This is a genomic window from Micromonospora reichwaldensis (assembly GCF_031845925.1).
Classification (GTDB): Bacteria; Actinomycetota; Actinomycetes; order Mycobacteriales; family Micromonosporaceae; genus Micromonospora; species Micromonospora reichwaldensis.
On the sequence record NZ_JAVRFL010000014.1, the window covers coordinates 26,086 to 45,793 of the forward strand.

Annotated in this window: 21 protein-coding genes; 14 read left to right on the forward strand and 7 right to left on the reverse strand. The window is 73.8% G+C overall.

Annotation, left to right across the window (positions count from 1 at the left end):
• The first annotated feature begins 2 nt into the window (after positions 1 to 2).
• The gene (locus tag RM555_RS13860) at positions 3 to 758 is read left to right on the forward strand and encodes a 2-phosphosulfolactate phosphatase (RefSeq protein WP_311412118.1); all 756 of its coding nucleotides are present in this window, start codon (positions 3 to 5) and stop codon (positions 756 to 758) included.
• 119 nt (positions 759 to 877) lie between these two features.
• Here the strand turns inward: RM555_RS13860 and RM555_RS13865 are convergent, their stop codons facing one another.
• A complete protein-coding gene (locus tag RM555_RS13865) occupies positions 878 to 2,833 on the reverse strand; it encodes a hypothetical protein (RefSeq protein WP_311412119.1) in 1,956 nt (651 codons plus the stop codon).
• A gap of 160 nt (positions 2,834 to 2,993) precedes the next feature.
• Here RM555_RS13865 and RM555_RS13870 point away from each other — a divergent pair, with 160 nt between their 5' ends.
• From RM555_RS13870 to amcA, 5 genes are all read left to right on the forward strand, one after another.
• A complete protein-coding gene (locus RM555_RS13870; protein ID WP_311412120.1) occupies positions 2,994 to 3,347 on the forward strand; it encodes a sterol carrier family protein in 354 nt (117 codons plus the stop codon).
• Between the two features lie 170 nt (positions 3,348 to 3,517).
• Positions 3,518 to 5,056, forward strand: coding sequence for an amidophosphoribosyltransferase (purF, locus tag RM555_RS13875; protein ID WP_132235148.1), 1,539 nt, complete (start codon positions 3,518 to 3,520; stop codon positions 5,054 to 5,056).
• A 58-nt stretch (positions 5,057 to 5,114) separates the two neighbouring features.
• Positions 5,115 to 6,269, forward strand: coding sequence for a phosphoribosylformylglycinamidine cyclo-ligase (gene purM / locus RM555_RS13880; protein ID WP_132235146.1), 1,155 nt, complete (start codon positions 5,115 to 5,117; stop codon positions 6,267 to 6,269).
• Positions 6,270 to 6,439: 170 nt separating this feature from the next.
• On the forward strand, positions 6,440 to 7,543 hold the full coding sequence (gene amcB, locus RM555_RS13885) for a cyclophane-forming radical SAM peptide maturase AmcB (protein ID WP_311412233.1): 1,104 nt from the start codon (positions 6,440 to 6,442) through the stop codon (positions 7,541 to 7,543).
• Entirely contained in the window at positions 7,512 to 7,745 is a 234-nt protein-coding gene (gene amcA / locus RM555_RS13890) for a multiple cyclophane-containing RiPP AmcA (protein WP_151455707.1), read from the forward strand. The genes amcB and amcA overlap by 32 nt, the downstream gene beginning before the upstream one ends.
• Positions 7,746 to 7,888: 143 nt before the next feature.
• Here the strand turns inward: amcA and RM555_RS13895 are convergent, their stop codons facing one another.
• Both RM555_RS13895 and RM555_RS13900 read right to left on the reverse strand, forming a co-directional pair.
• Entirely contained in the window at positions 7,889 to 8,104 is a 216-nt protein-coding gene (locus RM555_RS13895; RefSeq protein WP_089002617.1) for a DUF3073 domain-containing protein, read from the reverse strand.
• 285 nt (positions 8,105 to 8,389) lie between these two features.
• Positions 8,390 to 9,472, reverse strand: coding sequence for a Glu/Leu/Phe/Val family dehydrogenase (locus tag RM555_RS13900; RefSeq protein ID WP_132235140.1), 1,083 nt, complete (start codon positions 9,470 to 9,472; stop codon positions 8,390 to 8,392).
• Between the two features lie 172 nt (positions 9,473 to 9,644).
• Here RM555_RS13900 and RM555_RS13905 point away from each other — a divergent pair, with 172 nt between their 5' ends.
• The gene (locus tag RM555_RS13905; RefSeq protein WP_311412121.1) at positions 9,645 to 10,484 is read left to right on the forward strand and encodes a CBS domain-containing protein; all 840 of its coding nucleotides are present in this window, start codon (positions 9,645 to 9,647) and stop codon (positions 10,482 to 10,484) included.
• A 251-nt stretch (positions 10,485 to 10,735) separates the two neighbouring features.
• The gene (locus tag RM555_RS13910; RefSeq protein ID WP_007073996.1) at positions 10,736 to 10,945 is read left to right on the forward strand and encodes a BldC family transcriptional regulator; all 210 of its coding nucleotides are present in this window, start codon (positions 10,736 to 10,738) and stop codon (positions 10,943 to 10,945) included.
• A 101-nt stretch (positions 10,946 to 11,046) separates the two neighbouring features.
• Here RM555_RS13910 and RM555_RS13915 read toward each other — a convergent pair whose 3' ends face one another.
• Positions 11,047 to 11,445 (reverse strand): PPOX class F420-dependent oxidoreductase, encoded by a 399-nt coding sequence (locus RM555_RS13915; protein ID WP_311412122.1) that lies wholly within the window; start codon positions 11,443 to 11,445, stop codon positions 11,047 to 11,049.
• Between the two features lie 54 nt (positions 11,446 to 11,499).
• Between RM555_RS13915 and RM555_RS13920 the strand changes: the two genes are divergently transcribed.
• Positions 11,500 to 12,279 carry a class I SAM-dependent methyltransferase gene (locus RM555_RS13920; protein ID WP_311412123.1) on the forward strand — a complete coding sequence of 260 codons (780 nt, stop codon included), beginning with the start codon at positions 11,500 to 11,502 and terminating at the stop codon, positions 12,277 to 12,279.
• 136 nt (positions 12,280 to 12,415) lie between these two features.
• Here the strand turns inward: RM555_RS13920 and RM555_RS13925 are convergent, their stop codons facing one another.
• Positions 12,416 to 12,712 carry a hypothetical protein gene (locus RM555_RS13925; RefSeq protein ID WP_132235132.1) on the reverse strand — a complete coding sequence of 99 codons (297 nt, stop codon included), beginning with the start codon at positions 12,710 to 12,712 and terminating at the stop codon, positions 12,416 to 12,418.
• Between the two features lie 162 nt (positions 12,713 to 12,874).
• Here RM555_RS13925 and RM555_RS13930 point away from each other — a divergent pair, with 162 nt between their 5' ends.
• Together RM555_RS13930 and RM555_RS13935 are read left to right on the forward strand one after the other, a co-directional pair.
• A complete protein-coding gene (locus RM555_RS13930; RefSeq protein ID WP_311412124.1) occupies positions 12,875 to 13,732 on the forward strand; it encodes a 3-hydroxyacyl-CoA dehydrogenase family protein in 858 nt (285 codons plus the stop codon).
• Entirely contained in the window at positions 13,729 to 14,472 is a 744-nt protein-coding gene (locus RM555_RS13935) for an enoyl-CoA hydratase/isomerase family protein (RefSeq protein ID WP_311412125.1), read from the forward strand. Before RM555_RS13930 ends, RM555_RS13935 begins: the two co-directional genes overlap by 4 nt.
• Before the next feature lie 82 nt (positions 14,473 to 14,554).
• Here the strand turns inward: RM555_RS13935 and RM555_RS13940 are convergent, their stop codons facing one another.
• Positions 14,555 to 15,904 carry an ABC transporter substrate-binding protein gene (locus tag RM555_RS13940; protein WP_311412126.1) on the reverse strand — a complete coding sequence of 450 codons (1,350 nt, stop codon included), beginning with the start codon at positions 15,902 to 15,904 and terminating at the stop codon, positions 14,555 to 14,557.
• A 155-nt stretch (positions 15,905 to 16,059) separates the two neighbouring features.
• Between RM555_RS13940 and RM555_RS13945 the strand changes: the two genes are divergently transcribed.
• Together RM555_RS13945 and RM555_RS13950 are read left to right on the forward strand one after the other, a co-directional pair.
• A complete protein-coding gene (locus RM555_RS13945; RefSeq protein ID WP_311412127.1) occupies positions 16,060 to 16,449 on the forward strand; it encodes a hypothetical protein in 390 nt (129 codons plus the stop codon).
• A gap of 157 nt (positions 16,450 to 16,606) precedes the next feature.
• Positions 16,607 to 17,314, forward strand: a complete 708-nt coding sequence (locus RM555_RS13950) for a DUF2786 domain-containing protein (RefSeq protein ID WP_311412128.1) — start codon at positions 16,607 to 16,609, stop codon at positions 17,312 to 17,314.
• A 127-nt stretch (positions 17,315 to 17,441) separates the two neighbouring features.
• On the opposite strand, the gene RM555_RS13955 is transcribed toward RM555_RS13950, so the two are convergent.
• The gene (locus RM555_RS13955; protein ID WP_311412129.1) at positions 17,442 to 17,960 is read right to left on the reverse strand and encodes an SRPBCC family protein; all 519 of its coding nucleotides are present in this window, start codon (positions 17,958 to 17,960) and stop codon (positions 17,442 to 17,444) included.
• Between the two features lie 202 nt (positions 17,961 to 18,162).
• Here RM555_RS13955 and RM555_RS13960 point away from each other — a divergent pair, with 202 nt between their 5' ends.
• Positions 18,163 to 19,593 carry a hypothetical protein gene (locus tag RM555_RS13960; RefSeq protein ID WP_311412130.1) on the forward strand — a complete coding sequence of 477 codons (1,431 nt, stop codon included), beginning with the start codon at positions 18,163 to 18,165 and terminating at the stop codon, positions 19,591 to 19,593.
• Positions 19,594 to 19,708: the final 115 nt, after the last annotated feature.

Genomic DNA, 19,708 nt, shown 5'->3' on the forward strand with positions numbered 1-19,708 from the left:
CGGTGGCTGCGGCCGTCCACGTCCAACCCGGTTCCGGCGCCCGCTTCGACTGGGGGTTGACGGGGGCGGCCGAGCTGGGCCGGGTGTGCGCGGTGCTGGTGGTGGTGGACGTGCTGTCGTTCACCACCGCCGTGGACGTCGCGGTCGGGCGCGGCATGCGGGTGCACCCGTTCCCGTGGGGCGAGCAGGCCGCCGACTACGCGCGGCGGGTCGGCGCGGTCGCGGCGGTGGGCCGCCGCCAGACGACCCCGGAACATCCGTGGTCGCTCTCGTCGGCGGCGCTGACCACCGCACCGGTCGTCGCCGACCTCGTGCTGCCGTCGCCGAACGGCTCGGCGATCAGCGCGGCGGCCAGCGCCACCGGACTGCCGGTGGTCGCGGCCTGCCTGCGCAACGCGCAGGCCGTCGGCCGTTGGCTCGACCAGCAGGGGTACGGCTCGACGGACGCGCCGATCGGCGTGATCGCCTCGGGCGAGCGCTGGCCGGACGGTTCCCTGCGCCCCTGCGTGGAGGACCAGCTCGGGGCGGCCTGCGTGCTGGACGCCCTGTCGGGTGTGCCCGGCGGCCTCTCCGTGGAGGCGGCCATGGCCCTCGCCGCGCTCGCCAGCACCCCCGACGTGCCCGCCGCGGTCTGCGGCAGCGTGTCGGGTCGCGAGCTCATCGAGGGCGGATTCGCCGGGGACGTGGAGGTCGCCGTCCGGGTGGGCGTCTCGGACGTGGTCCCGCTGCTGCGGCAGGGCGTCTTCTCCGCCGCCTGACCTCCCCTCGACCGCGCGTCCGACCGGTGTCGGGGCGGGCCGGAACGGCGGCGAGGGCCGCCCGGAGATCCGGACGGCCCTCGCCGTGGTGCTGTCGTCGGGGACCAGCCCCGAGCGGGTCAGTCGTCCAGCCAGTCCAGCCGGCGGCCACTCCGGTCCTGCTGCGGTGGGCCGTCCGGGCGACCTCGACCGGTCTGCGGGTCGTCGTAGCCGCCCGGCTGGCCGTAGCCACCCTGGCCGTAGCCGTCGCGGTCCTCGTAGCCGCCGCGCTGCTGCGGGGGCTCCTGACCGTAGCCACCCTGACCGTAGCCGCCCTGGTTGTCGTACGAGGTGGGCTGGTCGTAGCCGCCCGACTGGCCGTAGCCGCCGCGTGGCGCCGTGGGCTCCTGGCTGCCGTAGCCGCCGGACTGGCCGTAGCCGCCCCGCTCGTAGCCGCCGCCCGGCTGGTCGTAACCGCCGGTCGACTCGCCGCCCCGGCCGTACGCGCCCGGGTCGGACTGGCCGTAGCCCTGACCCTGCTCCGGCTGGTAGACGCCGGTGGCGTACGGGTCGGCCGGGGCCGGGTACTGCGTGGCGTCGCCGGTGTAGCGGCCGGTCGGCTCGTCGTACCGCTCGCCGTGGCCCCGGCCGCCGCCCGCAGGCGGGTAGCCCGCGGCACCCGCCGTGCCGGCCGCACCTGCCGGAGCGCCGTAGTCGTTGCTGCCGTAGCCGCCGCCCGAGGCGGGTGCGTTGCCGTAGCCGCTCCCCGACGAGGGCGCGTTGCCGTAGCCGCCGCTGCCGTAGCCGCCGCCGGAGGCGGGTGCGTTGCCGTAGCCGGCACCGCCGTAGCCACCCGCGCCGGCCGGCTCGTCGCCGTAGCCGCTGCCGCCCCAGCCCTGCTGGTTGCCCGCCGCGCCGTAGGGCTGCGGGGGAGCGCCGTACGGGTCCGGCGGCACGTCGTCGACCACGGGGCGGTGCATCATCGTCGGGGCGTCGCTGAGCGCGGTGCCGCCCACCATCGTCGGATCCGGCGTGGTGCCGACCCGGTTGACCACCCGGGTCTGGTCGTCGGCGCCCCGGAACGCCCCGCGGGCCGCCGGGACCGCGCCGGCCGCGGCGCCCGCCGGGGCGTCGTCGTCGGCCTCGTCGCCGTTGTCCTTGCGCCGCATCAGGAGCAGCACGATGGTGCCGACACCGGCGGCGACGAGCAGGCCGCCGAGCAGGATGATGAGCCAGGAGCCCATGCCGCCGGAGTCCTCGTTGCTGGCGTTGGCCGCCGCGCCCGGGGTCGCCTCGGTGCTCTCCTCGGGCGTCTCCTCGACGGGCTCGTCGGAGGGCAGGGGCTCCTCGCTGGCAGACGGGGTGGGGCTCGGGGTCGTCTCGACCTTGATCGCCAGCGCGATGCGCTGGCCGGTGACGCTCTGCCCGGCGGACGCGTCGAAGCTCTTGGTGGCGTAGACCTCACCGACGCTGGCGCCGATGGCGAGCCGGCCGGGCGCGATCGGCTTCGTGCTGCTGCCGGTGAAGCGGAAGCTGCCGTCGTCGTCGCTGATCGTGTCGATCTTCTTGCCGGCGCCGTCCTGGAGCATGACCACGGCGTTCGGCACGGCCTTGCCGTTCGCCTGGGCGACCACCTTGCCGGAGACCGACTTGACGGTCTGCGTCTCGGTCGGCTGGGACGGCTGGGCCCGGCCCTTGACGCCGAGCTGGAAGGTGGCGGTGCCGGCGCCGGACTTGTCGCCCTCGGCCGCCACCGTCACGGTGACGTTGGCGTCGCCGGCGTTGTCGCTGGCCCTGATCCGCAGCAGCTGGGACCTCGGCCGGTCGTTGTTGACGTCGATCTCTCCGCAGCCGCCCGCGCAGCTCACGCCGCCCGGCAGGCCGGCGAGGCTGATCTTGACCTTCTCGTCGCCTTCGCGGGGGGTCACCTGCACGGTGACGGCGGCGTCGCTGCCGGCGTTGACGGTGACCGAGCCGGGCGACACGGTGACGTCCGCGGCCAGGGCTGGTGTGGCGGGGGCGGCGAGCAGAGCGCCGACAACCAGCGCCACGACCACACCGGCCCGCTGCTTCCAGGCACGTCGGTGTGTTGACACGTCCACCGCCCTTCCGGACTGACTTCCCTCGGCGGCGGGGCGCCGGGCCGGGGATCATCACGGTACGAATACGCCGTCGGCAACTATGCCTTGTCTGACGGGATCGGCGCGACCCAGGGCCAGCGTCAGGCGCGGCGCGTTGAAGCCGTATCGTCCCGTCGTGTCCTCTCCGCACACTAAGTCCGCCGCGGTCGCGGCGGCGTTGTCGGCGCTCGACGAGGGGCGTACGCCCGAACGACCGGTCCTCCGGGAGGCGGTCCGTGCCCTGTTGACCGTCCTCGCGGAGCGCGCCCCCGGCCGATCGGTGGAGGTGCGTGTCCCACCTTACGGCGCAGTTCAGTGCGTTCCCGGTCCCCGACACACCCGTGGCACCCCTGCCAACGTGGTCGAGATGGAGCCCGAGACCTGGCTGGCGGTGGCCACCGGACGGCTCGGCTGGGCCGACGCGATCACCCAGGGTCGCGTACGGGTGAGCGGAATCCGGGCGGATCTCTCCGCGCACCTGCCGCTCTAGCTGGGGCGATACGCATCGACCGGTCACACCTCGGAGCCGGATCGTGACTTTCTGTATCGACACGGATTCGCGTACACTGTCAGGCGACGACAGTGGTCCCGGCCGAGGAGTGCGGATCCGCCCCCGCGTGATTCCGCAAGGCCGGTCCAGATCAGCATGAGGGAGCGCAGGTGCCCCGAGGCGACGGCCGGCTGAGCCACGACCTTGATCCCCAACGACCAGGCCCCCAGGACGCGTGCGGCGTCTTCGGCGTCTGGGCGCCCGGGGAGGAGGTCGCCAACCTGACCTACTTCGGGCTCTACGCCCTCCAGCACCGTGGTCAGGAGGCCGCGGGCATCGCGGTCAGCGACGGCTCGGGCGTCGTGGTCTACAAGGACCTCGGCCTGGTCGCCCAGGTCTTCGACGAGCCGACCCTGGCCAGCCTGCGCGGGCACGTGGCGATTGGGCACGCCCGCTACTCCACCACCGGCGGCTCGACGTGGGAGAACGCCCAGCCGACCATCCGGTCCACCACCTCCGGCACCACCATCGCGCTGGCCCACAACGGCAACCTGGTCAACACCGCGGAGCTCCAGCGCGAGGTCGCCGAGCGGGGCCTGGTCGCCGACGGCTCGACCAACGACACCTCCCTGGTGACGATGCTGCTGGCCAGCCGCCCGGACCTGTCGGTCGAGGCGGCGGCGCTGGAGGTGCTGCCGCGGCTGCGGGGCGCGTTCAGCTTCGTGTTCATGGACGAGTCGACCCTCTACGCGGCCCGCGACCCGCACGGCGTACGCCCGCTGGTGCTGGGCCGTCTGGAGCGCGGCTGGGTGGTGGCCAGCGAGACGGCCGCGCTGGACATCGTCGGCGCGAGCGTGGTCCGCGAGGTCGAGCCCGGCGAGCTGATCGCGATCGACGAGGACGGCCTGCGCTCCAGCAGGTTCGCCGCCCCGGAGCCCAAGGGCTGCCTCTTCGAATACGTCTACATCGCCCGCCCGGACGCCACCATCGCCGGCCGCAACGTGCACTCCGCCCGGGTGCAGATCGGCCGCCAGCTGGCCAAGGAGCACCCGGTCGAGGCCGACCTGGTCATCCCGGTGCCGGAGTCCGGCACCCCGGCCGCGATCGGCTACGCCGAGGAGTCGGGCATCACCTACGGCGCCGGCCTGATGAAGAACCCGTACGTCGGGCGCACCTTCATCCAGCCGTCGCAGACGCTGCGCCAGCTCGGCATCCGGCTCAAGCTCAACCCGCTGCGGGAGAACGTCCGGGGCAAGCGGCTGGTCGTGGTCGACGACTCGATCGTGCGCGGCAACACCCAGCGGGCGATCGTGCGGATGCTGCGCGAGGCCGGCGCGCTGGAGGTGCACGTGCGCATCTCCTCGCCGCCGGTCAACTGGCCGTGCTTCTACGGCATCGACTTCGCCACCCGCGCCGAGCTGCTGGCCAACGGGCTGGACAACGACGGCATCCGGCGGTCGATCGGGGCGGACACGCTCGGCTACGTGTCGCTCCCGGGCCTGATCGCCGCCACCGAGCAGCCGAAGACCCGGCTGTGCCGTGCGTGCTTCGACGGGGAATACCCGATCGAGCTGCCCGCCGGCAACCTGATCGGCAAGCACGTGCTCGAAGGGGTGGGCCGGCGGGTCGCCGCGCAGGCGGCCGACACCCCGGAGCACACCGCCCCGCTCGTCGCCACTCCGGGCGGCGTGACCACACACCGCCCGTAGCACCACCCGGCGCGGCCCGGCCACCGCCGGCGCGGCGCCAGAACCAAGGGGGAGAACCGTGACGCACGTGTCCGAGCGCAGCGGCGCAGGAAGCAGCCCGTCCGGCGCCGGCGGCGACCGCCAGCCCTGGACGGCCGGCACCGGCCGCCAGGCGCGCAAACGCTCGGTCTCGTACGCGGACGCCGGAGTCTCGATCGAGGCGGGCGACCGCGCGGTCGAGCTGCTCAAGTCGAAGGTGAAGCAGACGCGACGCCCCGAGGTGATGGGCGACCTGGGCGGCTTCGCCGGCCTGTTCCGGCTGGACACGAAGAAGTACAAGAACCCGATCCTGGCCTCGTCCACGGACGGCGTGGGCACCAAGCTGGTGATCGCGCAGCAGATGGACATCCACGACACGGTCGGCATCGACCTGGTCGCGATGGTCGTCGACGACCTGGTGGCCTGCGGCGCCGAGCCGCTCTTCCTGCTCGACTACATCGCCACCGGCGAGGTCGTGCCGGACAAGGTCGCCGAGATCGGCGCCGGCATCGCCGACGGCTGCCGCTACGCTGGCTGCGCCCTGCTGGGCGGCGAGACCGCCGAGCACCCGGGCGTGCTCCGCCCGGACGAGTACGACATCTCCGCCACCGGCGTCGGTGTGGTGGAGGAGAGCGACATCCTCAGCCCGGACCGGGTCGAGGTGGGCGACGTGGTCATCGCGATGCGCTCCTCCGGCCTGCACTCCAACGGCTACTCGCTGGTGCGCCACGTGCTGCTGGGCGCCGGCCGGATGCGGCTCGACGTGGTGATCGACGACTTCGGCCGGCAGCGCACCCTCGGCGAGGAGCTGCTCACCCCGACGAAGATCTACGCACAGGACTGCCTCAAGCTCATCGCCGAGGCCGAGGTGCGCTCCATCGCCCACGTCACCGGCGGCGGCATCCCCGGCAACCTGGTCCGGGTGCTCCCCGAGCACGTCGACGCGGTCGTCAACCGGTCCACCTGGAAGCCGCAGCCGATCTTCGACCTGATCCAGTCCAAGGGACGGATCGAGGACCCGGAGATGGAGGCGACCTTCAACATGGGCGTCGGCATGTTCGCGATCGTCTCCGCCGAGGACGCGGACCGCGCGCTGGCCACCCTGACCGGCCGGGGCGTCGACGCGTGGCAGGCCGGCGAGATCATCGAGGGCTCCGGCAACGTGCAGATGGTCGGCCAGCACACCCGGGGCTGATCGACTCCCGGTGACCGTACGGGCACCTGATCAGGGCTTCACCCGAGTGGCCGTCGCCGCCTAGCCTGAAGGGCACCCTCAGAGCTGTCGGGGCCGCCCGCCCGGTTTCCCCGACAGCCCTTCAGGCGCGGAGGAGGGCAATGGCTGCTCGGGGACTGTCGTTCAGCGGGATGCGCGGCCTGGCCGCCGTCCCCTCGTACGTGGTCATGCAGCCCACCACCCTGTGCAACCTCGACTGCGCCTACTGCTACCTGCCGTTCCGCGCGGCCGACCGGCGGATGCCGGTGCCGGTGGCCGAGGCGGTGGCCGCGTCGGTCAACCCGTGGGCGGCGGCGGGCCGGTTCTCGGTGGTGTGGCACGGCGGCGAGCCGCTGGCCGCCGGCCGGGAGCACCTGGCCGCGCTGATCGCGCCCTTCGGGCCCGGGGTCGAGCACCACGTGCAGACCAACGCCACGCTGATCGACGACGCCTGGTGCGCGTTCTTCGTCGAGCACGGGGTGCGGGTGAGCGTGAGCGTGGACGGCCCGCGGGAACGCAACGGCGACCGGGTCACCCGGGGCGGTGGTCCCGCGTACGACCGGATCCTGCGTGGGGTGGCGGCGCTGCGCCGGCACGGCCTGCCGTTCTCGGCGCTGGCGGTGGTGGGTCGCCCCGGGCCGGGCCTGGCCACGGAGCTGTACGACTACTTCCTCGACCTGGGCTGTGACGTGCTGGGCGTCAACATCGAGGAGACCGAGGGGGTCAACCTCCGCGACAACTCCCACGACGCGCGGCAGGTGACCGCCTTCTGGGCCGAGTTGGTGGCGGCCTGGCGCCGGGAGCCCCGGATCCACCTGCGCGAGGTCGAGTGGTCGCTGCGGTACGCCGCGGCGGTGCTGGACGGCAGCGCCGACGACCTGCTTCCCCGGCGGTTGGACCCGATCCCGACCGTCGGCCACGACGGCTCGGTGACCGTGCTCTCGCCGGAGCTGGCCGGCTTCACCGATGTCCGGTACGGCGACTTCAGCAGCGGAAACGTGCTGGCCACCCCGCTGGTCGAGATCCTCGCCCACGCGGACCGGACGCCCTGGGTCGGCGAGTTCCTCGCCGGCGTCGAGGCGTGCCGTGCGTCCTGCCCCTACTTCGGCTTCTGCGGCGGCGGCCACGCGGCCAACCGCTACTTCGAACAGGGGCGTTTCGACGGTACGCAGACCGCGCACTGCCGCAACAGCAAGATCCACTTACTGGAGGGAGTGTTGGAGCATGCCCGAGACCACCAGTCACCGGCATCCTGACCGGAGGACGGACACCCCGGACGAGGTCGCCGACCGGGTGCGGGAAGCCGCGCCGGGACTCACCGCACTCCTGCACGAGGCCGAGGCCGCGCGGCGACTACGGGCCGAGGTGGCGGGCGGCGACGGCGCGAGCGCCGTGTGCGCCTGGAACCACTTCGAGAACATCCCGACGTTCTACAACTGGAACAACCGCCCCCGCTGAGACAGACCGTGATCAGGGACCTGCCGATCGTCCGGAGGGTTGTCCGGGCGGGGCAGGTCCCTGATCGTCGGTCTTGGCGCCGCTTCGATGGGCACATGCGTGAGCACGCGGGCGATCACCGCGTGCTCAGCTGCTACCGGAGGTCAGCGGGGCGGACGTACCCAGGGATCCGGGTCTTCGTCCGCGTGATCCTCATCATCGTCGTCGACATACTCTTTGTAGTCGTCGTCGAAGTTGTGCTCAGACTTACCAGCACCCGCCAGTTCGCGCTGCAAGGCGGTGAGGTCGGTGTTCGGGGAGTGGTACTTCAACTCCCGGGCCACCTTCGTCTGCTTGGCCTTAGCACGGCCGCGCCCCATGGCTCGACCCCCTCGCACAGAATGCGGGGCAGCCCGAAGGCGGGCCCCGATGACGTCAGGCATCTCTCGTGGCTCTTACGGTACATGGGGATGCCACCGTTCGGCACCTCGGGTTACCGTCGACCGACACCGCGCGTCGCGGTCATCCGGCCGTCACCGATTGTACCCGGTAAGGAGCGGCGTCGAGAGCGCCCATGACACCGGGCAAAGCCATGCGAAACCACACTAACGGGACGGGCCGCCCGCCGGGGCCGGGGGCGGAACGACGCTCCGCCCCCGAGGCGCTCAGCGCAGGTGGATCGTGCGCAGCCGGCCGACGTCGGCCATCCGCCGCTCCGCCAGCCGGTCCGCCGCCACCGCCGGCGGCACGCCCTCGGCGTCGGCCAGTCGCAGGATCTCCCGGGTGGTGTCGTAGATCCGGGTCGCGCGCAGCTTGGCCCGGTCGAAGTTGAAGCCCTCGATCTCGTCCGCCACCTGGATCACGCCGCCGGCGTTCACGACGTAGTCCGGGGCGTAGAGGATGCCGCGGTCGGCGAGGAGCTTCTCGATGCCGGAGTGGGCGAGCTGGTTGTTGGCCGCGCCGGCGACCACCTTGGCGCGCAGCGCCGGCACCGTGTCGTCGTTGAGCGCACCGCCCAGCGCGCACGGGGCGTACACGTCGATGTCGGCGGCGACCAGCGCGGCGGCGTCGTCGACCAGCGTGACCTGTGGGTGGGTGGCCCGCGCCCACTCCAGGGCCCTGGGGTTGACGTCGGTCGCCACCACCTCGGCGCCGTCGTCGATCAGGTGGCCGACGAGGTACTTGCCGACCTTGCCCAGGCCCGCCACGCCGACCCGCCGGCCGGCGAGGGTCGGGGCACCCCAGACGTGCTCGGCCGCGGCCCGCATGCCCTGGAACACGCCCCAGGCGGTGAGGATCGAGGAGTCGCCGGCACCACCGTGCTCGACGCTGCGGCCCGTGACGTACGAGGTCTCGCGGGCGATCACGTCCATGTCGGCGACGTAGGTGCCGACGTCGCAGGCGGTGTAGTAGCGCCCAGCCAGGGACTCCACGAAGCGGCCGTACGCGCGCAGCAGCGCCTCGCTCTTGATCCGCTCGGGGTCGCCCCAGATGACCGCCTTGCCGCCGCCCAGGTCCAGCCCGGCGAGGGCGTTCTTGTAGGCCATGCCCCGGGAGAGGTCGAGCACGTCGGCGAGGGCGTCGGACTCGCTGGCGTACGGGTAGAACCGGGTCCCACCGAGCGCGGGGCCGAGCGCGGTGGAGTAGATGCCGATGATCGCCTTGAGGCCGGTCTGCTTGTCCTGGCAGAACACGACCTGTTCGTGACCGCTGGACCCCGGGTCTTCGGTGGTGGCGAATACGCCCATGACTCGCTCCTGGTGTGGGGTGCGCCCTTGTGGGACGCGGACCGGTGGACCGCCGGCGGGATGCTGCCGGTGCCGCTGAGCCTAGTATCGGCCGACGCCGTCCGGCCGCCCACGGCACGCGTGATCGCGCTGCCGACGACGGCCGAGTTCCAATTCGTGGGAGGATCGCGCCGTGCCGTCGCTCTTCGCTTCATACCTGCGCGTGTACGAGCCGCTGACCGCCTTCGACCGGGACCGCCAGGCGTACTGGCGGCGCTACGTCGAGCAGGGGCGGGCGGTGGCACCGGTGGAGGGACCGGGCCGGCAACGGACGTCGGTGCTGGAGGCGCTCGGCGCCGGCTGGACCCGGCTGCCCGACCTGCCGGACGAGGCGTACGTCCTGGAGACCGACGAGGCCCTGCTGGTCTGCCCCTGGAACCTGCGCATCCGGGTGGCCGAGGCGGCGTTGAACGCGCGCGACGGGGTGCCGCCGGTGCTGGCCGACGCGTTCGTGCCGCCGGTGCTCGCCGGTCAGGCGAAGGCCGTGGTGGAGGACTGGCGCAGCGGGGCGCGGGTGCTGGAGCACGGCGTGCCGCGCGTGCACGAGCAGATCGCCACGTGGGGCGTACCGCTGCGCTGGTTCGTGCTCTTCGGCCCGGAGGAACGGCACCACGTGACCCACCCCGGGCGGCGGGCGCTGCGCTACCGGACGGAGATCTCCAAGGCGCGGCGGCGTTCGTCGCGGGCCCTGTCCGTGCTGCGCAAGTCGATCGGCGACGCGCCGATCACGGAGGCGGTCGAGGAGGCCGCCCGCTGGCTGGAGGAGTTCCACCCCCGTTCGATGGTGGAAGTGGACTACGGCGGCCTGGTCGAGCTGCTGTCGGACGAGACGCTGGCCGACGACGACTCGCCCCAGCTGGTGGCGAGCGGGCTCGCCGGGCTGTCCCGGGGCGAGGCGGAGGAGGCCTCGGCGGCGTACGACAAGCTGGTCGCGCGCTGGCGGGCGATCCAGTTGCTGGAACGGTGCAACTGAGGCGAAATCGCCCAGGGAGCGCTCCCAAGTCGAGGCGAGTTCGTAGTCGACGCATCACGAACCGTGATCATGAGTCCGAATAAGGTACTTTCTGCCGTGTAAAAGTCGCATAAATCGGGCATGGTTCATCCGTCCGTCTAGGGACGTTCGGCCGTTCGGCCCATGTCGGACATCGGGGACTAGCCGGACCATGGGAGACGCGTCGACCGGCGGGACCCCGGCCGATGTCTATACATGTGGAGGAGTGACCGATGGCATCGCGAACGCACGAACCAGAGCCGCTACTCACACCGGCCGAGGTGGCGTCGATGTTCCGTGTCGACCCGAAGACGGTGACCCGGTGGGCAAAGGCGGGCAAGCTCAGCGCCATCCGCACGCTGGGTGGACACCGTCGGTACCGGGAGTCGGAGGTCAGGGCCCTGTTGCAGGGACAGATCCCCCAGCAGCGCCAGGGGGACTGACCGACCGGGATACAAACAGGTGTGAACGGAGGGCGGCGGACATGGTCCGCCGCCCTCCGTCGCGTCCTTGACCCCGCCCGCGTACGGCGGCGGGCGCGGTATCAGCCGCCGGCCGGCGGCCGGTCCGCGAGGACGACCCGGATGCCGACCGTGCCGCTCCCGCCGCGACGCAGGCGGCTGCCGAGCAGGCTGAGCCGGCCGATCATCCGGTACTTCTGCTTGATCAGCTCACGTACCCGCCGGGTGCCGGCCGCGTCGCACAGGGTCGCGTGGGCGGTGACCGCCTCGCCGTGCGGGCGGCCCCGGACGTCGCACGGCGCCACCGTGACGTCGCCGCTGCGCCGGATCCGCTTCACCTTGCCGGCGTCCGCCGCCGACCACACCCAGAGCGCGTCGCCGTCGCGCACCGCCCAGACCGGGGTCGGCACCGCCCGACCGTCCTTGCGGAACGTCGTGAGCAGGATGTACTTCTCCGCGCCGAGGCGGTCCAGGGTGGTCACCCCGCCAGGATACGACCGGTGCGGCTGACTGACCGGCCGGATAGCGTGAAGCCCGTGACGGGACAGCCACGGATCGGTGACGTGTTCGGGGAGATGCTGCGCGACGCGTACGCCGTGGCCACCGGGGTCGGCCCCCGCCCGCTGGCCGGCGGGCGGCTGCCGCGACCGGTCATCGAGATCATCGAGCGGGACGACGGGCTCATCAACGGCGCCCCCGCCGCGCACTACCTGGACGGGCCGGCCGACTGGCAGCCGTACGACCACCGGGCCGTGGACCGGGTCCGGGGCGCGACCCTGGACGTCGGTGTCGGGGCGGGCCGGATCGCGCTGCTGCTCCAGGAACGGGGCGTGCCCGTCACCGGGCTGGACACCTCGGCCGGGGCGCTGACCGTCTGCCGCCGCCGGGGCGTACGCGACCTGGTGCACGGCACTGTCGACGCCCACGTCGCGGACGGCCGCCGCTACGACACGTTCCTGCTGCTGGGCAACAACGTGGGCCTGCTGGAGGGCCGGGAACGCGGGCCGGCGCTGCTGGCCGCGTTGGCGGCGCTGGCCCGCCCGGGAGCACAGGTCATCGCCCACGGCACCGACCCGTACGGCACCCGGGATCCGGTGCACACCGGCTACCACGAGCGCAACCGGCGTCGGGGCCGGTTCGGTGGGCAGCTCCGGCTCCGGCTGCGCTACCGGGAACTGGGCACCGAGTGGTTCGACTACCTGGTCTGCTCCCCGGACGAGCTGGCCGAGCTGGTCCGGGGCACCGGCTGGCGACTGACCGACGTGGACGACCGGGACGCGCCGTACTACCTGGCGACCCTGCGCCTCGCCGGCTGACGACCGGGCGGAGGGTGCAAGGAAGGGCACCTTCTTAACGCCTACGGTAGAGGAAGGGCCCCTTCCTAACATCTGGGTAGACACCGCGCCGGGCTCCCGCCGGGGCGTGGGAACCCGGCGGGAACCGGCGTCGGGCTCAGACCTGGACGGTCGGGGGGAGCTGCTCGGGCGGCAGGCCGCCGTCGCCGTCGACCACCTCGTCCGGGGTGCCGTCCTCGTCGAGGTCGACCATCGTGATGTCCACCTTGCCGTCCCCGTCGGTGTCGAACTGGAACAGGTCGGGCTTGCCGTCCCCGTCGGTGTCGGCCACCCAGACGTCGGTGCGGCCGTCGTTGTTGGTGTCGGCGCGCAGCAGGTCGACCCGCTCGTCCCCGCGGGTCTCCACGGTCTCCGCCGCGTCCGCGGCGTGCACGGTCTCCGGTGCCTGGCTCATCTGGGCCGTCCTTCCCTCGGTTGGGTGCCGTGGTACCCGATCCGGCGCGCCCCCACGCATGCCGGGGAGATCGCCGCTGCATAGGGTCGGGCCCATGAGCGAGTGGAGCGGGCGGCGGGGCGCGGGTCGACCCCGTCCCGCCACCGGAGACAGGGAGGCGTCATGAGCGACCGCTTTGTCGTCGTCGGGGCCGGCACGATGGGGCTCGGCATCGCGTACGTGGCGGCCGGGGCCGGGCACGCCGTCGAGCTGGTCGAAGTGGACCGGGCCCGGGGCGCGGCGGCCGTCGAGCGGCTCGGGGAGCTGTGGGACAGGGCGGTGGAGCGCGGCAAGCTGGACGCCGACCGGGCCGCGACGAACCGGCAGCGGGTGACGCTGCGCGCGGGGCTCGCCGAGGTCGCCGAGGAGCCGGCCGTGGTGGTGGAGGCCGTACCGGAGCGGCCGGACCTCAAGCGGGCGGTCCTGCGCGAGGCCGAGGCGCTGCGGCCGGCGCTGCTGGGCAGCAACACCTCCAGCATTCCGATCGCTGCGCTGGCCGAGGGGCTGGCCCGGCCCGAGCGTTTCCTCGGGCTGCACTTCTTCAACCCGGTCTGGGCGATGGCCCTGCTGGAGGTCGTGGTCGGCCCGGCCACCGCGGACGAGACCACCGCCGCGGCGGTCGCGCTCGCCGGCCGGCTGGGCAAGGACCCCGTCGTCGTACGCGACATGCCCGGCTTCGCCACCTCCCGGCTCGGGGTCACCCTCGGGCTGGAGGCCATCCGCATGGTCGCCGACGGGGTGGCCAGCCCGGCCGACATCGACAAGGCGATGGTGCTCGGCTACCGGCACCCGGTCGGCCCGCTGGAGTTGACCGACATCGTCGGGCTGGACGTGCGGCTCGACATCGCGCGCACCCTCCAGGCCGCGTACGGGGACCGGTTCGCCCCGCCGCCGCTGCTCGAGGAGATGGTGGCCGCCGGCCGCCTGGGCAAGAAGTCCGGCCAGGGCTTCTACCGCTGGGAAGGCGGGACCCGCTCATGAGTGGGCTGCGGATCGAGGAGCAGCCGGACCGGCTGGTGGTGACGCTAGACCGGCCGGAGAAGCGCAACGCCATCGACGCCGACCTGATCGCCGAGCTGCACCAGGTCTGCGCGGAGCTGGAGGCGCGGCCCCGCCTGCTGCTGCTTACCGGCGGCACCGAGGGGATCTTCGCCGGTGGGGCGGACATCGGGCAGCTTCGCGAGCGGGGCCGGCTGGACGCCCTCGCGGCGATCAACTCGGCGGCCTTCGCCCGCATCCGGGCGCTGCCGATGCCGACCGTGGCGGCCGTGGACGGGCCCGCGCTGGGCGGGGGCGCCGAGCTGGCGTACGCCTGCGATCTGCGGGTCTGCACGGCGCGGGCGGTGTTCGGCCAGCCGGAGGTCCGGCTGGGGATCCTGGCCGGCGCAGGTGCGACCCACCGGCTGCCGGCGCTGGTCGGGGAGGCCCGGGCCAAGGAGTTGCTCTTCACCGGCCGGCGGGTGGACGCCGAGGAGGCGCTGCGGATCGGGCTGGTCAACCGGGTGGTGGCCGAGCCCGGCGAGCTGCTGCCCACGGCGCACGGGCTGCTCGACGAGATGGCGAAGGGATCCGCGCTGGCGCTGCGGCTGACCAAGCTGGCGGTCGACGCGCCGGCCGCCGCGCACCCGCACCTCGACCTGGTCAGCCAGGCGGTGCTCTTCGAGGACGAGGAGAAGCACCGGCGGATGACGGAGTTCCTCGAGCGGCGACGCCCCCGCTGAGCCCCGGGGTGTAAGGAAGGGCCCCTTCCTATCGCCTAGGCGATAGGAAGGGGCCCTTCCTTACACACGGACGGGTGGTGACTCAGTGCCGGATCTGCACGCCGGCGTCCGCGAGGGCCCGGATCACCTGCGCGGACTCGGCGAAGCCGATGACCAGCACTGCCTCCGCGCCGAAGTCCTTGATCTCCTTCGCGCCCGCGCCGAAGTCGACCGGGTTCGCCTTGGCGTCCGCCGGCGGGTCGTAGGTCAGCAGCTTGAGCCGGTCGCCGCCGATGCCGGCCCGCTCCAGTTCGGCCCGGACGGTGCCCTGGAGGCCCTCGCCGTAGGAGTCCTTACGGGCGACGATGGCGATCTTCTGCGGGCCGTCGCGGAGGATCACGTCGGCCAACGCCCGGCCCTGGAGGCTGTCCGGCGGGGCGGTGCGGAAGTAGAGGCCGTCGTCGTCCAGCTCGGTGAGGCTGGCGTCGGTGTTCGACGGGGAGAACAGCACCTTCCCGGCCCGTACCACGTCGGGCAGCACCGCGCGGGAGATGCCGGAGGCGCTGGCGCCGATGATGACGTGGACCTTCTGCGCGACGTGCCTCGCCACGGTCGCCTTGGCGACCGCCGGGTTGGTGCCGTCGTCGCCGTCGATCCAGACCACCGGCTCGCCGAGCACCCCGCCCGCCGCGTTGATCTCCCTGATCGCCAGCTTGGTGCCGGCGGAGATCGGCGGGTACGCGAGGGCCAGGTCACCGGTCTGCGACAGCAGGCCGCCCAGGACCAGCGGCGAGCCGTCGCTGCGGTCGTTCTGGTCACCGCGCTGCTTCTTCGCCTTCGGCGGGGCCTTGGTGCTCGCCGCCGACTCGTCGCCGGCCCCGACGAACTCCGTCTTGCCGTCGTTGAGCCGCTGGCCGTCGAAGTGCAGCGTGCCGTAGCTCGCGGTGGACGGCTCGCCGGCGTCGGTGAAGCCGGCCCGGGTCAGCGAGACGCTGCGGTACTCCACGTCCCGGCCCGCGCGGGCCAGGGTCAGGCACTCCGCCACCCGTTCGCAGCGCTGCCCGTCGTTGGTGACCCCGACGATCTGCTTCGCGATGGCGGCCGGATCCGTCGAGCCCGCGAGCTGGGCGGCGATCGCGCTGATCACCACCGCGTCGTACGCCTCGGCGGAGTAGAGGAAGTCGCCCAGCTTCGGGTCGACGGACCGGAGCCGGTTCTTGAAGTCCTCGGGCAGGGGCGTGAGCGGCGTGGTGCCCTTCATGCCGTCGACCAGGCCGGCGCGGTCCTTCAGCTCGGCAGGGTACGAGTTCAGCATGTTGCCGTCGGTGCCGTAGAGGCGCACCTGTTGGGTGGCGGCCTCCTCGGGCTCTTCGGTCCCGCAGGCGCTCGTGGCGAGCAGGAACGTCGCGCAGGCAGCCAGGGTGGCCGCCCGCGAGGCGCGTGACTTGAACATGGTCGTCCTTCCTCCGGCGAAGGTCCGCTGCGCACATTAGCGTGCTGGGCCGTGCGGCGGGACCACGGATGCGGCTCAATCCGCAGGTCGCCCGCCCTGACTACGGAAAGTGACCGCCAGTGGATGGCTTGACCCTCCCCTCTACCGTGCTGTGGGTGACGGACTCACCACAGCAGACGCTTGACGACGCGACCGCCGTGCTCCGCTCGGCGCTGGCCGGGGACGGCGACGCGGTGGCGGGGGCGTTCGACGCGGTCGTCGACCGGTCCGGCCTGGCCGGCGCGTACGGGGTGGCCTGGTGTCTTGCCGCCACCATGGTCGGCGATCCGGTGCCGCCGGGCACGTGCGCGCTGGACTTCCCCGGCATCGAGGAGGCGGGCTACGACACCCGCTGGGTGGCGCGCTTCGTGAGCGCGTACGCCAACGCCGACGACGACACCGGCGAGGCGCTGTTCGGGGCGGCGGCGGCCGACGGGCTGCTGCCGGAGTGCCTGCTCACGCTCGCCGGCTCGACCGTGGCGACGCTGCGTAGTCGGACCGCCTGACCGTTCGTGCCGCCCGACGGCACGGACCGGGACGACGGCGCTCGCCGGCCGGACCGCTGGGCGCCCGCCGGCCGGACGGTCGGGCGCCCGCCGGACCGTTGGGCGCCCCGGCCGGACGTGGCGCGGCGGGGCCGGACCGCCGTGACAGGCTGAGGGCATGTCCGACGCCATGCTCAGCAAGGTGCGCAAGCTGCTGGCGCAGGCCGAGGACCCGGCCTGCACCCCCGCCGAGTCGGCCGCGTTCATGGCCAAGGCGACCGAGCTGATCGCCCGCTACGGCGTGGACCGGGCGGTGCTGGCAGCCCGGGACCCGGCCACGGACCCGGTGGGCGACCGGGTGGTCGAGGTCGTCGCCCCGTACGCGCGGGACAAGGCCGGCCTGCTCGCCGCGGTCGCCGATCCGCTGCGCTGCCGCTGCGTCCGTCGTCGGGAGGGCGCCGGCTTCGCCATGCACCTGTTCGGCTTCGCCAGCGACCTGGAACGGGTCGAGCTGCTCTTCACGTCGCTGCTGGTGCAGGCCGCCCACGGGCTGGCCGGCGCCGAGGTGCCGCCAGGCGCGCACGTCGCCGCCTTCCGGCGCTCGTGGCTGGCCGGGTTCGCCCAGGTGATCGGCGTGCGGCTGCGGGCGGCGGAGGCCGGCGCGGTCGCCGAGGCGGGCGCGCCCTCGGTGGCACTGGTCCTGGCCGACCGGTCGGACCGGGTCCAGCACCGCGTCGCCGAGGTGTACCCACGGCTGCGTACCGCCGCGCCGCGCCGGCTGGCCGGCGGCGGGTTCGGCTCGGGCGCCGAGGCGGGCCGCCGCGCCGACCTCGGCGGCCGGGGCGTCGCCACCGCGCCGGGCGCGCGTCCCGGCCTCGGCCGCTGACCCGCCGCAGCCTTTGGCGGTACGTGGCGGCAGTTGGCCTCGCTGGCGCGTGGGCCGGGTGGTGCGTGACGGCGGTGGCGCGTGGCCCGGGCGATCGGGCCCTGGTCGCTGTCCGGCTGGAAGCCGGTCAGTCGGCGCTACGGTCGGCCACTCTGGCGGCGTAGCGGGTGAGCAGCTCGTGCCAGCCGGCGGTCAGCGCCTGCCGGTAGCCCTCCGCGGCCTCGCCGTGCCGGTCGAAGTGCCGGTGCTCGACCGTCACCCGCGTCCGCTCCGGCCCGTCCGCGTGGAAGAGCACCTCCACCTCGCTCGCCTTCGCCGGGTCCGGCACCGGTGCCCGGTCGGCCCCGATCTGCCAGGTGAAGAGCAGCCGCTCGGGCGGATCCCAGGTCAGCACCCGGCCCCAGTCGCAGCGGAAGCCGTGCGGACCGATCTCGTAGAGCATCCCGCCACCGCGCGGCTCCATGCCCAGGTCGGCGAGCTGCTCCGGCCCGGACCAGGTGTATTCCACCACCCACCACTGCGCCAGGGCGCCGGTGAACACCTCGAACGCCCGCTGCGCGGGAGCGGGGACCAGGAGGGCGCTGCGCAACGCGAATCGTTCGGACTCCTGCCGGATGCCGGCCGGGTCAGCCATCTCCTGTCCCATAGGCCCGGACCATACCGGCTCATGCCTGGGTGCGCAGCTTCGTGATTGCTGTCTTCGGGCCGCCCATCCGTACGCCGGAAGACGCCCGCGCGCCGACCCGTGACCGGTCGTGTCGCCGGGCCGGCGGGATGTTCGGCCGGATAGCGGGTACCCGCGCCGAACGGTCCCGGCCGGCCCGGCCGGAGAATGCGGAGCGGGGAGCATGAGCGAGAACGCGCAGCAGCGGGACGACGACCGGTCCGGCGGCCGATCGGGGCGACGCGACGGGGAAGCGGAACCCGCCCGCCGGGGTGGGGAGAACGAGCCGGACGTCCTGCTGGACATCCCGGAGGTGTCGGTCGACTCGATCCGGCTCGCCGTGGACGGGCTGGACGCCGACGTCTCCCTGCGGGCCCGGCTGGCCAACCTCCTCCAGCTCGACGCCGGGGTACGGGTACACCTGGAGGGCGTAGAGCTGGACATCACCGGGGTGCACGCCGAGGCGTTGCTCAAGGTGCGGCTGGAGAAGCTGGTGCAGATCCTCGACCGGGCGCTGACCACCATCGACCGCAACCCGCAGGTCATCCAGACGCTGTCGGGTACGGCGACGGCCTCGATGGACGACGTGAACCGGGCCAGCCAGCAGTTGGCCAACCTGAGTGGGCAGCTCGCCGGGCCGGGGGAGCGGGGCGGCGGGGCTGAGCAGCCCATTGGCCCCGGGGAGCAGCGCCCGCTGGAGCGGGCCGGCGGCGCGACCGACGATCTCGGTCAGCAGGTGGGCGCGATCGGCGCGGTCGCCGACCAGTCACTGCGGGAGCCGGGCGGCCGGGGAGGCAAGCCCGGAGCCGGCCAGGGCGGTGAGCCGGGCGGCCGAGGGCAGGGCGGGGAGCCGGGCGCCGAGCAGGCCCAGCGGGGTGGTGGCCTCGCCAGCGGGTCGGGCGGCGGCGGCGAGCAGGGCCAGGCGCAGCGCGCCCGCGAGCAGGAGGGCGACGAGGCGGCCCGTCGGGAGCCGGGCGGACCCGAGGAACGGGAGCACGGCCAGGGCACTCCGGAGCAGGGCGGGCAGCGGCCGGGTGGTTCGCAAGAGGGCGGCGCGGAGCAGGGCGGTTCGCAACCGGGCGCGGAGCGCGGCGGACAGCGGCCGGGTGGTTCGCAAGAGGGCGAGCAGGGTGGCAGGCAGCGGCCAGGTGGCGAGCAGGGCGGCGGACAGCGGCCGGGCGGCGCGGAGCAGGGCGGCGCGGAGCAGGGCGGCGCGGAGCAGGGCGGGCGGCGGCCGGGGCGCGCGGAACAGGGCGCTCAGCAGCCGGGCGGTGAGAGGGTCGGCGGGCCCGGGGGCGGTACGGCCGGAGCGGGCGGCGGGGATCGGGGTGCCGGCGGGTCCGGTGGCGGGCCCGAGGCCGGGCAGCGTGAGCCGTCGGGCGGCCCGTCCGAGGGCGGGCAGGGCCGGCAGCAGCCCGAGGGCGGGCAGGGCCGGCAGCAGCCCGAGGGCGGGCAGGGCCGGCAGCAGCCCGAGACCTCAGGCGGTGGCGGTGGTGGCGCACCGAGTGCCGCCCAGATCGCCGAGCAGGCGGGGGAGACGCTGAGGCAGGCCGGCCGGAGCGTCTGGGAGGCGATCCAGGGCGGGATTGCCCAGCACCGCCAACAGCGGCGCTGACCCAGCGGGCGGGCCTGCCTGCGGCCCCGTGGTGGGCGTCCACGGGCCGAGGGCCGGGCCGGTGTGACGGCGGCCCGGTCGCCCTGACGCATCCGTGGTTCGAGGAGCCGGCGGA